The sequence below is a fragment of the Sphingomonas sp. G-3-2-10 genome, assembly GCF_012927115.1.
GTDB lineage: Bacteria > Pseudomonadota > Alphaproteobacteria > Sphingomonadales > Sphingomonadaceae > Sphingomonas.
Genome location: NZ_JABBFY010000001.1, coordinates 2,499,456 through 2,511,395, shown reverse-complemented (window position 1 = coordinate 2,511,395; position 11,940 = coordinate 2,499,456). Strand labels below are relative to the sequence as shown.

Genomic DNA, 11,940 nt, shown 5'->3' with positions numbered 1-11,940 from the left:
GCCCGCCTCGTCCTCAAACCCGGATGTAGCGGAAGTACCAGACTTCATGCCCCTGTCGCCGCGCCTTGGCTTCGTAGCGCGTCTGGGGCCAGTCGGCCGGGCGAGTGAGGAAGTCCTGCGGCGTGTTTGCCTGCCACAGGAAATCGTGGCGCTGGTTCATCACCATCATCGACCAGCGGCAATAGGTCGGATCGTCGGTGCCGAGCCGGAATTCGGCGCCGGGCTTCAGCTTCCGCGCGATCAGATCGAGCGGGCCTGGATTGACCATGCGGCGCTTGGAATGGCGCGCCTTGGGCCAGGGATCGGGATGGAGCAGATAGACGCGTTCGAGGCTGGCGTCGGGCAGCCGGTCGAGCACGTCGAGCGCGTCGCCCATGTGGAGGCGGACATTGGCGAGGTCACCGTCGCGGATATGGTTGAGCGCGCCGACCACGCCGTTGAGGAAGGGCTCGCAGCCGATGAAGCCGTGATCGGGCCGGGCGGTCGCCTGTCCCGCCAGATGCTCGCCGGCGCCGAAGCCGATCTCGACCTGAAGCGGGCGGTCATCGCCGAAGAGGATCCGGGCATCGAGCGGACCGGTTTCCGGTACGCTGAACCGGGGCAGCATTTCCTCGACCAGAGCGGCCTGGCCTGCGCGGAGCTTGTGCCCCTGCGAGCGGCCATAGAGACGGCGGAGGGTGGTCGGGTCGCCGGGTTTGTGTGCGGTCATGCGCGCGGCACTAGCGTCCGTGCCGTATAGCGCAAGATCAGGTGTTGAGGACCGAGCGGAGCGCGGCGATGGCGTCGTTGGCGAGCTTCACCTGACGGCGATGCGTCTGCAGGTCGCGCTGGGTGGCGACGGGCTGGGTGCGGGGCTCGCGGCGCGGCGCGATGCGGCGCTGCGGCTCGATATTGATCCAGCCGCCCTGAAGATGCGCGATGCCGATCCGCTGCAGCGTGGCGAGTTCGCCGCGAGTCTCGGTGAGCGGGGCGACGATCACGACGCCGCGGCGCTTGGCGAGGCGGAGTGCGCCGTCGACGATCAGGCGGAGCGATTCGCTGCGATCGATGTTGCGGACCAGGCTGCGATCGAGGGTGACGAAGCGCGGTGCGAGCTTTGCCAGAAGATTGAGGCCGACCGGACCCGAAGCGAAGGCGGAGAGCGCGATCGAGATGCCGGCGTCGGCGCAGCGTTCGGCAAAGTCCGTGGTGGTGGCGAGATTGCCGCGCTCGTCGGCGCTGATCTCGAGCACGAGGCGATCGGCGGGGAGACCGTTGCTTTCGGCGGCGGCGATCAGATCGCGGATCAGGAGTTCGGGGGTCGCGCTGGCGGCGTTCACTGGGAGGAGAAGCAGCGCCTCGGCCTGGACGATCCCGGCGGCGACCGCCTGACGGATGGCGAGGGCGGCGCGGCGGCAATCGAGCGCATGGCGCTTCTCCGGAGCCAGCGCACCCAGCACCGATTCGAACGCTCGGCCGCCCGGCCCGGTCACTTCGGCGCGGAAGGCGAAGATCGATTCGCCATGCAACATCGGCTGGAATGCGACGCTGAGTTCGATGCCGGCATGGGTGGGCTGGATGACGGTAAGCATGAGTGACATTCCCCTGTGGATGGTCACTGAATATGGTTAACGCAGATCGATCAAAACTCAGGGCGGTGCCCCGTTGGATTCGTCCCTATGGGGATTCCCCGGTATAGGCGCGGAGTCCCGCGGGACTCCGCGAGTCGCCCGGTGTCAGAAGCCGTTCTGGGCCTTGAACAGATCGTTGGACAAACGCGTAATCATACCGTTTTCGACTGAATAATAACGCTTTTCCGGATTCTCGACGATCACGATCAGGCGCTTTTTCGAGGTGAGCGACGAGAAGGCGTGAATCTCGGTCGGGACAGGATCGAGCAGATGGCCGATTCCGATCGAGGCTCCGCGGTCGTTTGCGCCGGGAATCGGGACGCTGATGCACGAGCGGGTGAAGCCGCGCACCGGGCCGGCCTTGCCGTCCGCCCCGACCTCGATCCGGAAATGGCCCCCGAGCGGCAGTTTGGTGAGGTCAGTCTGTGGCGTGAGCAGATAGACGGTCATCGATCCGCCGGGGGTTACCGGTGGCAGAACCACGGTGTTGAACGGCTTGTCGCTGCAGCCGAACGTGCCCGGCGCGCTGCGGAATGCTTCGGTCGCCGTGCGCTTTGCAGCGATCATCCCGCGTACCCGGGGGCTGAGGCTGCGGTCGTCGCTTGCCGCGAGCACCTTGCCGGACACCAGACGGTTGCCGTCGAACCGTGCGACATAGAGCGCCTGCGGATTGGCGGGATCGTTGCTGTAGAAGATGAGCGTCGGCGCTTCGGCCGGGCCGTCCGCGATATAGCCGCCCATCGTCCGTTCGGGATTGCGGACCTTCTTCAGCATATCGTCCGTGCCGTGCCACGCGGCCTGATCATAGGCGTAGATCAGCCTGCCGCGTTCCTGTGCGAGCCGGATCGCGGCTGTGTCGGCAGGCGATTCGGCGGGGACCGGGGCCGCTGGCTGGGCGAGGGCGGGTTGCGCGCAAGCCAGTGCGGCCAAGCTGAGGATCAGCCTCATTTCAGATACTCGGAATTGATCGAGATGCTGCTGTCGCCGAACGTGCTGACCACCGAGCCATAACGCCCCGCCTCAGCAATGGAGATCGACTGATCGGGCGGCGGCGGGCGATCGTGGCGGAGGAAGTTGATGGTCCGCGCGGTCTCGACGAGCTGGATGGTCCAGGCCGGCTTCTCGTCCTTCAGGGACAGTGCGGGCCGCACGAACAGGCCGCGCCCGGCATCGTTGATCGTCAGCAAATAGGAAGCGGTGTCGCCATCGGGGCGATAGACGGCGCCGATCCGGGTGCGGGTCGAATCGAGGCACCAGCTTGCGGGCGGCGGCGCGGGTTTCGTGGCCGCCGGGTTCTTCGGATCCGGGATGATGGGCACGCTCATGATCGCATCGGCGGTAACCGCCGCACCATCAGGCTTCAGCTCCCGGGCCTGACCGGTCAGCGCGAGCGGCGTCGCGCAGGGCTGGACCGGCAGCGCGGCGATGCCGTTCGGCACGGCATCCGGCCATGTCAGCTCGCCGAGCAAGGCGCGAAGGCGTGCTGCCAGCGCATCGGGATCGAGCGAGGCGGAGGAATAGCGGACTTTCACCAGCCAATCGCCCATCGGCAGCAAGGCAAGGCCGGTGCTGCGGAACGGGCCCTTGCCGACGCGATAGGCGATGGCCAGGCCGCTGGCATTGGTCTGGCCCGGCGGCGCGAAGACGGACACCGGGGTGGCGGCGACGTCGCCATAGACGTCGGGCCGGTTCTCGATCGCGAAGCGCGCGCGATCGAACCAGACGGGCACGCCACCCGCCGTCTGGCGATAGACATAGACGCTGATGAGTTCGTTCTTCCCCGAAATCTCGTAATTGAAGAAGATATCGAGCTGGTCCGCCGCCACTTCGCGGATCGCGAACATCGGCATGCCCTGCAGCGTCGGCGGCAGCTTCAACCCGCTATGCTTGTGGGTGAAGGGTGCGTCTTTCGGCACCGGATAGCTTTGCTGGGCCTGTGCCGGCAGCGCCGCGGCGCCGAGCGCGAGGCCGGCCAGCAGAGCGAATGTCGTGCGGATCATGAAACCCCTCCCCGATTCCATATGGGCCTCAAGCGTGACAGCCATGCGACTGAACTTCAAGGCGAATTGGGGCAGCGCGAACAGGGCATGGCGGATGGCCGCAACTGGGTTATGCTGCGCCGATGGATGCGGGAACGGCACTTACGGCACGACTGCTGCGCGGCGCGGGCGTGACCTTGTTGATGGGGCCGCCGGTGCTGCTGTGGCCGATGCTGCTGCCGCTGCTCAGGCCGTCGAGCATCCCCGGCGTGCTGGCCACGGCATGGGACACGTATCTGCTGTTCTTCGGCATCCCCTTCGCGCTCGGCATGTTGTGCTGGTTTCTGGTGCGACGGCTGGAACGCGTGGCCTGAGGACAAATGAAAACCCCCGCCGCGGCTGACCGCGACGGGGGCTTCAATTTCCTGCCTGAGGCGAGGATCAGGCCAGAGCGGCCTTCAGGTCCTCGACCAGATCGGTCTTTTCCCACGGGAAGAAATCGCCCTCGGGCTTGCGGCCGAAGTGACCGTAAGCGGCGCTCTTCTGGTAGATCGGCTTGTTGAGCTTCAGGTGGGTGCGGATGCTGCGCGGAGTCAGACCGCCCAGCTTCTCGATGCCCATAATCGCTTCTTCGATCTTGTCGTCGCCGACGGTGCCGGTGCCGTGAGTGTCGACATAGAGCGACAGCGGCTTCGACACGCCGATGGCGTAAGCCAGCTGGATCGTGACACGCTGGGCGAGGCCAGCCGCGACGATGTTCTTCGCCAGATAGCGGGTGATGTACGCCGCCGAGCGATCGACCTTGGTCGGATCCTTGCCCGAGAAAGCGCCGCCGCCGTGCGGAGCCGCGCCGCCGTACGTGTCGACGATGATCTTGCGGCCGGTAAGGCCGGCGTCGCCGTCAGGGCCGCCGATTTCGAACGAGCCGGTCGGGTTGATGTGGTATTCGGTGGCGTCCGACAGCAGCTCGGCCGGAAGAATGTCGGCAACGACCTTCTTCACATAGGCGTGCAGTTCGGCTTCCTTGTCGCCTTCGTCATAGCCCTTGCCGTGCTGGGTCGAGACGACGATCGCCGTGGCGGCGACGGGCTTGCTGCCCTCGTAGCGCAGCGTGACCTGGCTCTTGGCGTCGGGCTCGAGGAACGGGGCTGCGCCCGAATGGCGGTCGGCTGCCATCTGCTCGAGGATCTTGTGACTGTAATAGAGCGTCGCCGGCATCAGGTCGGGCGTGTCGTTGGCGGCGTAACCGAACATGATGCCCTGGTCGCCGGCGCCTTCGTCCTTGTTGCCGCCTGCGTCCACGCCCTGCGCGATGTGCGCCGACTGCGGGTGCAGATTGTTCTCGAAGCGCAGCGTCTCCCAGTGGAAGCCGTCCTGCTCATAGCCGATGCGCTTCACGGTCGCGCGGACGGTCGCTTCGACTTCGTCCTTCACGCCCGGGGCCCAGTTGCCGGCTTCGTCCATGATGCCCTTGCCGCGGATTTCACCGGCCAGAACCACGAGCTGGGTGGTGGTCAGCGTCTCGCAGGCGATGCGGGCTTCGGGGTCCTTCGACAGGAACAGATCGACGATCGCGTCGGAAATCTGGTCCGCGACCTTGTCCGGATGACCTTCCGAAACCGATTCGGACGTGAAGAGATAGTTGGAACGCATGGAAATTCCTCTGACGTGGGGAGGAAAGCCGGGCCGTTGCCATGCCCATATAAAGCTTTCCTTATATCAATGCTGCACTAGCGAGAGACGCGGCGGATAGCAATCGCAAACAGCAGCAACAGCCCGGCCGCAAGGAACGCGATCCAGTTGCCCGCTCGGCTGAACAGCGTGGGCGGAAGCGGGGCGGGCAGGGGCGTCTCGGCGGCGCCTTCCTGATTGTGCGGCACGGTACCGGCCAGGCCGCCGCGCGCATCGATGATCGCCGAGATGCCGGTGGGCGTGGAGCGCAGGATCGGCAGGCCCTCCTCGATCGCGCGCATCCGCGCCTGAGCCAGATGCTGGGGCGGGCCCCAGCTGCCGAACCATGCGTCGTTGGAGGGAGCGAACAGGAAATCGGGGCGGTTGGCGCGATCGACCGTGTGGCCCGAGAAGATGATCTCGTAGCAGATCTGCATCCCGACCTTGCCGAAGCCGGGCACCGCGATGGTGCGAGGGCCGGGGCCGGGGATGAAGTCGATATCGCCCATCACGAAGCGCGACAGGCCGAGCGGCTGGAGCAGGAAGCGCAGCGGCAGATACTCGCCGAAGGGCACGAGATGCGCCTTGTCGTAGCGTTCGCCGAGCATCCCGTCGGGATCGACCGCCCAGATCGAATTGCCTGCGCCGGCCAGCTTGCCGTTGTCGTCGAAGAACAGGGCGTTGCCGCCGATCAGTATCATGTCCTTCGGGCCGAGCGACGCAGCGATGCGCGCGCGGATCAGCCGGGGATCGACGCGGTAGAAGCGCGGATCGGGATAGTCGTCCTCGACCAGATCGTTGACCATGCCTTCGGGCCAGACGATCAGCCGGGGGATCGATCCCGCGCGGCCGCTCCATTCGATCTGCTTGGCGAGGACGCGCTCGTTATAGTCGGGCCAGTGGAGCGCATCCTGGCCGATATTGGGCTGGACCACGCGGACATGGCGGGCGCCGGCTTCCGGCTGCGATCCGCCGGAACCGATCGCGGCGAGCGAGAGCAGGGCGAGCGTCGCGGCAAAGGCTCCGGCGCCGCGCCAGTCGCGGCGGAAGGCGAGCAGGATCGCGCCGCTGGCGAGGATCATCACGCCCGACAGCGCGTAGGTGCCGAGCCAGGCGCCAGACTGGGCGACCGGGGTGGGCAGCCATGCGACGCCGAGCGGGTTCCACGGATAGCCGGTGAACATCACGCTGCGCAGCCATTCGGTGACGATCCATGCTGCGGCGGCGGCGAGGATATAGCTGGCGTCCGCTCCTCGCGATACGGCGCGGGATTTGAATTCATGGGCGAAGCGCCAGGCGAGGCCCATCGCGACCGCCGGGTAGATAGCGAGATAGCAGGCCAGCAGGACCACCGCGAAATAGCCGAGAAAGGCCGGCATCTGGTCCTGATAGTCGAAGGCGTGCTGGATCCAGTTGCTGCCGACGGTGAAGTGGCCGAGCCCGAACAGCCATCCGCGCAGCAGCGCCGACTTCAGCGTCGGCGCCGAATGGACGAGATGGAGCAGCACCGCGAGGCCGGCCAGCAGCAGCGGCCACCAGTCGAGCGGGGCGAAGCCGGTGGCCGAAATCAGCCCGGCAAGCAGGGCGGCGAGCAAGGGGCGGGACTGCATCGGCGGCGGGCTTAGCTTATCCTCCCCCTTTGGGGGAAGATTGTGTAGGGAGCCTCGATGACTTCGATCCGGCCTTTCCACCTCGCCTTTCCGGTCCACGACCTGGATGCCGCGCGGTATTTCTATGGCGGAGTGATGGGCTGTCCCGAAGGGCGGTCTTCGGATCACTGGATCGATTTCGACCTGGTCGGCCATCAGATCGTCGCGCATCTCGATCCTGCGGCGAAGGCCGTCGCGGTCGAGAATGCGGTCGACGGGCATGACGTGCCGGTGCCGCATTTCGGCGTGGTGCTGACCATGTCCGACTGGGAAGCGCTGGCCGCGCGGGTCGAGGCTGCCGGCATTCCGTTCGGAATCGCGCCCTATGTCCGCTTCAAGGGACAGCCCGGCGAGCAGGCGACGATGTTCTTTCGCGATCCCAGTGGCAACGCGCTGGAGTTCAAGGCGTTTGCCGACGACGCGATGCTTTTTGCCACCTGAGGAATCCATGCCCGAACCGATCAAAGTCGATATCCCGCACAATCTGGGCCGCGAGACTGCGAAGTCGCGCATGACCGGCGGCGTAGGCAAGCTGGCGGACATGGTGCCGGGCGGCGGCACGGTGCAGCATCGCTGGGAAGGCGATACGCTGCACTTCACCCTGACCGCGATGGGCCAGACGGTCGCCAGCCGGATCGACGTGTTCGACAACAAGATCCACGCCGAGGTCGATCTGCCGCCGATGCTGGCCCTGTTCGGGGGCAAGGTGCGCGACAAGCTGATGCAGGTCGCCCCCAAATTGCTGAAATAGGGAACGGGCGGCGGGCGGAGCCGTTTCGCTCGCATGGCACCCTGGCTCCATCGCATGTTGCGCAGCCGTCGCGCGGGGCCCCTGCTGGCGCTGGGGACGAGCGTCGTCGCGCTGGGCAGTTGCGGCGGGGCGTTGCTCGCCAATTATACGGTGGCGGGGATGGACCTGTCCTATCGCGCCGCCGCCGGGCCGATGCCGCGCGCCGCCGAGACGCGGGAGCCCGGCTGGGCCGATCGGGCGGCCGACGATTTCATGGACGAAGGCCGCGTCGTCGCGACGAAGGCGGGCTATGCGCCCGACGGCGGCGTCGAATATGCGATCGGGGACTGAGCGCGCCGGGCGGACCGTTATCGATCCGCCCGTGAGCCTTTATCCTTATTGCGCCGGGCTGACCCGCCAGATCACGTTGCCGACATCGTCCGAAACGAGCAGCGCGCCCGAAGCATCGGTAATCACCGCGACCGGGCGGCCCTGCGCCTTTTCCTCCTTGTCGAGGAAGCCCGACAGCACGTCGACCGGCTTCGCCCCGCGTACCGGCAGGCCGTTGGCGCCGAAGGGGATGAAGACCACCTTGTAGCCCGACATCGGCTTGCGGTTCCACGAACCGTGCAGCCCGACGAACGCGCCGCTGGTAAAGCCGCCGCCGAGCTTCGCGTCATTGGCGAAGGCGAGGCCGAGCGGCGCGGTGTGCGGCCCGAGCGAATATTCGGGGCGCTTGGTATATTCGCGCAGGTCCGGACGGCCGGGGCTGACGCGCTTGTCGACATAGCCGCCCCAGTAATTCCACGGCCAGCCGAAGAAGGCGCCTAGGTCGATCTTCGCGAGATAGTCGGGCGGCATGTCCGATCCGAGCATGTCGCGTTCGTTGACGACGCTCCACAGCGTCTGGGTGACCGGCTCGATCGCCATGCCGTTCGGATTGCGCAGGCCCCAGGCGAACAGGTTGCTGCGCTTGGTATCCGGGAAGACTTCCACGATCATCGCGCGGCCGATCTGGTGCGACGCGCGGACCTGTTCGGCGCTGGTGCGCGCGGTATAGGCGGCGCCTTCCTTGGCGAGGCCGTCATTCTCGGCGATGTTCGACGCCGATCCGATCGCGACATAGAGGCTCTTGCCCCCCGGGGCCGCGATGACGTTGCGCGCCCAGTGATTGCCGCCGCCCGGCAGGTCGACGATCTTTTCCGCCTTGGCGGTGATCTTCGCGTCGCCCGTCTTGTAAGGGAAGCGAACCAGCGCATCGGTATTGGCGACGTAGAGCCAGTCGCCGACCAGCACCATGCCGTGGGGCGAGTTCAGGCCCGAAAGGAAGACCGATTTCTGATCGGCCACGCCGTCATTGTTGGTGTCGCGCAGCAGGGTGATGCGATTGGCCGAAGGCGTGCCCGCGCCGGCCTTCTTCATCATCGAACCCATCACCATGCCGGTGATCCCGCCCACGTCGCGCGGGGGCGAATTGCTTTCGGCCACCAGCACGTCGCCATTGGGCAGGCGATAGAGCCAGCGCGGATGATCGAGCCCGTCGGCAAAGGCCTGGACCTTCAGCCCCTTGGCAGGAACCGGCTTCGCGCCGTTCGCCCAGCCGACCGCGGGCGGGATCTCCATCGTCGGATAGATTTGCGGGCGAACCTCCGACAGATGCGGCACCTGCCCGGAGACTTCCTCGACGCTCAGCCGGGCGACGTCGGGGCGGCTGACCCACCACCACGCCACGAACAGGATGAGCAACAGCGCGACGAGCGCGAGCAGGATCGGTCTCAGATATTTCCGCATCGGGGGAATGTAGGTCGGTCGCGAAAACCGCGCCAGTCAATTCCTCGCCGCGTCACGCCTCGGGAATCGCCAGTTCCTTGGGCGGGTGCAGCCTGAGGCGGCTCACGCGGCGGGCGTCGGCATCGACGATCTCCAGCGTCCAGCCGCTGTCATGCTCGAGGCATTCGCCCGCCTGCGGCACATGGCCGGCCAGCACGAAGGCGAGCCCGCCGAGCGTGTCGATATCCTCCTCGACATCGGCAAGGCGCGGATCGACCGTCTCGCCGACATCTTCCAGCTCGGCGCGGGCGTCCGCGTCCCAGCCGCCGCCGTCGAGCGGGACCAGCATCTGGACGGGCGCTTCGTCATGTTCGTCCTCGATCTCGCCGACGATCTCCTCGATCAGATCCTCGATCGTGATCAGGCCCTCGGTGCCCGAATATTCGTCGAGCACCACCGCGAGATGGGTGCGGCTGCCGCGCATCTGGGCGAGCAGATCGAGCGCGCCCATCGATTGCGGCACATAGAGCGGCTGGCGGATCAGGCTGTTGATCGATGCCGGCGGCGTCGCGCCGGTGGCGAGGATCGCGAACACGTCCTTGATATGGACCATGCCGATCACGGTATCGAGTTCGCCGCGATAGACCGGCAGGCGGCTGTGGCCGGCTTCGGCGAAGAGCTTCACCAGATCGGCGAAGCTGGTGTCGTCGGCCACCGCGATGATATCCGCGCGCGGCACGCCAACATCGCCCGCGTCGCGCTCGCCGAAATGGAGCAGATTGCGCAGCATCTGGCGCTCGATCGGCGCAAGATCGCCCGCCGGCGCCTTGCCCCCATCGCCTTCATGCTCGTCGATCGCATCTTCCAGCTTGTCGCGGAGTGTCTCTTCCTGGGCGTCACCGAACAACAGGGTACGGAGACTCCGCCATATCCCGCCGCTCTCGGTGCTACTGTCTCCGTTACCGGCGCTACTGGGGCCCTCGGGCATGGAAGTCGTCAATCCTCGCGTACTGGGTAGGGATCGTGAAGGCCGAGATGGCGAAGCGCGGCGCGCTCCATTTCCTCCATTGCCTCGGCTTCGGAATCCCCTTGGTGGTCATATCCTAGCAAATGCAGGGTGCCGTGGACAATCAGGTGCGTGGCATGATCGGCGGTGGAAATGCCGCGTTCCACGGCTTCGGCCGCGCAGACGCCGTGGGCGAGGACGATATCGCCGAGGATGACTTCGCCATCGTCGCTGTTCTGCGTGACCGTATCGAGCAGATCGGGCTGGATCATCGGGAAGGACAGCACATTGGTCGGCTTGTCCTTCTGCCGATATTGCAGGTTCAGCGTGTGGACTTCCTCGTCGTCGGTCATGCGGATCGCGACTTCGATACAAGCCGGCGAGGTTAGCCATTCGCCATAGGGCGACTGCTCCAGCGCCGCGGTGGCGGCGCGGGTGGCGAGGGCTTCCCAATCGGCTTCGGGCCAGGCGGCTTCGGCCTGGACGGCGACGTCAAGCATCCGAACCCTCGTACGCCTCCACGATGCGGCCGACGATCGGGTGACGGACCACGTCGGCGGAGCTGAAGCGCGAGATGGCGATGCCCTCGACGCCTTCGAGCCGCTCGACCGCGTCGTTCAGGCCCGACGCCTTGGGGCCGCCGGGCAAGTCGGTCTGCTTGGGATCGCCGCAGATCACCATGCGGCTGTTCTGACCGAAGCGGGTGAGGAACATCTTCATCTGCATCGGCGTGGTGTTCTGCGCTTCGTCGAGGATGACGAACGCGTCGGCGAGCGTGCGGCCCCGCATGAAGGCGATCGGGGCGATCTCGATCTCGCCGCTCGCGATGCGCCGCTCGACCTGCTCGGCGGGCAGGCAGTCGTTCAGTGCGTCGTACAAGGGGCGGAGATAGGGATCGACCTTGTCCTTCATGTCGCCGGGCAGGAAGCCGAGCTTCTCGCCCGCTTCCACGGCGGGGCGCGAGAGGATCAGGCGCTGGACGCTGCCGGTGATGAGCTGGGCGACGGCCTGGGCGACCGCGAGATAGGTCTTGCCGGTGCCTGCCGGCCCGAGCGCGAAGATCATGTCGTTCGACACGAGCGCGCGCATATATTGCGTCTGCGCGACCGAGCGCGGCACGATCGTTTTCTTGCGCGTGCGGATCATGATCGGCGGCGGCGCATTGCCATTGTCCGCGCGGATGATGCCCGAGAAGGTCGGTTCGCTCGACATGGCGATCACCGCGTCGATCAGCCCGGCATCGATATCCTCGCCGCGGATCACCCGGCTGTGGAGTTCCTGCAGCACTTCGCGGGCATGGGCGACGGCTTCGGCCGATCCCTCGATCTGCACGCGCTGGCCGCGCGCATGGATATAGACGCCCAGCCGCTCCTCGAGCGCCAGAATGTTGCTGTCGAACTCTCCGAACAATCGCGGCAGGAGCTGGGGCTTGTCGAACGTGACCTCAACCCGGCTGCGATCCCCGGATACGGCTTGGACAGGCTTGCGGCTCATGCGGCTCCTTTGGCGGTAAGGTGGCGGGCGG

14 protein-coding genes are annotated in these 11,940 nt (G+C 66.4%); 4 read left to right on the top strand and 10 right to left on the bottom strand.

Features of this window, described 5'->3' with window-relative positions; all coding sequences use genetic code 11:
* Window positions 1-13: 13 nt before the first annotated feature.
* The 4 genes from trmB to HHL13_RS12710 form a co-directional block, all read right to left on the bottom strand.
* Entirely contained in the window at window positions 14-709 is a 696-nt protein-coding gene (trmB, locus tag HHL13_RS12725) for a tRNA (guanosine(46)-N7)-methyltransferase TrmB (RefSeq protein ID WP_169556017.1), read from the bottom strand.
* A 37-nt stretch (window positions 710-746) separates the two neighbouring features.
* Window positions 747-1,571, bottom strand: coding sequence for an EAL domain-containing protein (locus HHL13_RS12720; RefSeq protein WP_169556016.1), 825 nt, complete (start codon window positions 1,569-1,571; stop codon window positions 747-749).
* 144 nt (window positions 1,572-1,715) lie between these two features.
* Complete coding sequence (locus HHL13_RS12715) at window positions 1,716-2,558, bottom strand: hypothetical protein (RefSeq protein WP_169556015.1); 843 nt, start codon at window positions 2,556-2,558, stop codon at window positions 1,716-1,718.
* The gene (locus HHL13_RS12710) at window positions 2,555-3,610 is read right to left on the bottom strand and encodes a hypothetical protein (protein ID WP_169556014.1); all 1,056 of its coding nucleotides are present in this window, start codon (window positions 3,608-3,610) and stop codon (window positions 2,555-2,557) included. Before HHL13_RS12710 ends, HHL13_RS12715 begins: the two co-directional genes overlap by 4 nt.
* A gap of 122 nt (window positions 3,611-3,732) precedes the next feature.
* On the opposite strand from HHL13_RS12710, the gene HHL13_RS12705 reads away from it, so the two are divergent.
* The gene (locus HHL13_RS12705) at window positions 3,733-3,963 is read left to right on the top strand and encodes a hypothetical protein (RefSeq protein ID WP_169556013.1); all 231 of its coding nucleotides are present in this window, start codon (window positions 3,733-3,735) and stop codon (window positions 3,961-3,963) included.
* A 67-nt stretch (window positions 3,964-4,030) separates the two neighbouring features.
* Here the strand turns inward: HHL13_RS12705 and metK are convergent, their stop codons facing one another.
* Window positions 4,031-5,242 (bottom strand): methionine adenosyltransferase, encoded by a 1,212-nt coding sequence (gene metK / locus HHL13_RS12700; protein WP_169556012.1) that lies wholly within the window; start codon window positions 5,240-5,242, stop codon window positions 4,031-4,033.
* A gap of 77 nt (window positions 5,243-5,319) precedes the next feature.
* A complete protein-coding gene (lnt, locus tag HHL13_RS12695) occupies window positions 5,320-6,870 on the bottom strand; it encodes an apolipoprotein N-acyltransferase (protein ID WP_169556011.1) in 1,551 nt (516 codons plus the stop codon).
* 57 nt (window positions 6,871-6,927) lie between these two features.
* Here lnt and HHL13_RS12690 point away from each other — a divergent pair, with 57 nt between their 5' ends.
* Genes HHL13_RS12690 through HHL13_RS12680 form a run of 3 tightly spaced genes read left to right on the top strand, consistent with a single transcriptional unit; the run spans window position 6,928 to window position 7,990 of the window.
* Entirely contained in the window at window positions 6,928-7,350 is a 423-nt protein-coding gene (locus HHL13_RS12690; protein WP_169556010.1) for a VOC family protein, read from the top strand.
* Window positions 7,351-7,357: 7 nt separating this feature from the next.
* Window positions 7,358-7,660, top strand: a complete 303-nt coding sequence (locus HHL13_RS12685; RefSeq protein ID WP_169556009.1) for a polyhydroxyalkanoic acid system family protein — start codon at window positions 7,358-7,360, stop codon at window positions 7,658-7,660.
* 33 nt (window positions 7,661-7,693) lie between these two features.
* Window positions 7,694-7,990 (top strand): hypothetical protein, encoded by a 297-nt coding sequence (locus tag HHL13_RS12680; protein WP_169556008.1) that lies wholly within the window; start codon window positions 7,694-7,696, stop codon window positions 7,988-7,990.
* A gap of 45 nt (window positions 7,991-8,035) precedes the next feature.
* Here HHL13_RS12680 and HHL13_RS12675 read toward each other — a convergent pair whose 3' ends face one another.
* The 4 genes from HHL13_RS12675 to HHL13_RS12660 are packed head-to-tail and all read right to left on the bottom strand — an operon-like array spanning window position 8,036 to window position 11,909.
* A complete protein-coding gene (locus tag HHL13_RS12675) occupies window positions 8,036-9,430 on the bottom strand; it encodes a sorbosone dehydrogenase family protein (RefSeq protein WP_169556007.1) in 1,395 nt (464 codons plus the stop codon).
* Window positions 9,431-9,482: 52 nt separating this feature from the next.
* Complete coding sequence (locus HHL13_RS12670; RefSeq protein WP_169556006.1) at window positions 9,483-10,397, bottom strand: hemolysin family protein; 915 nt, start codon at window positions 10,395-10,397, stop codon at window positions 9,483-9,485.
* An 8-nt stretch (window positions 10,398-10,405) separates the two neighbouring features.
* Window positions 10,406-10,915, bottom strand: a complete 510-nt coding sequence (gene ybeY / locus HHL13_RS12665) for an rRNA maturation RNase YbeY (RefSeq protein ID WP_169556005.1) — start codon at window positions 10,913-10,915, stop codon at window positions 10,406-10,408.
* Window positions 10,908-11,909, bottom strand: coding sequence for a PhoH family protein (locus HHL13_RS12660; RefSeq protein WP_169556004.1), 1,002 nt, complete (start codon window positions 11,907-11,909; stop codon window positions 10,908-10,910). The genes ybeY and HHL13_RS12660 overlap by 8 nt, the downstream gene beginning before the upstream one ends.
* Between the last annotated feature and the right edge of the window lie 31 nt (window positions 11,910-11,940).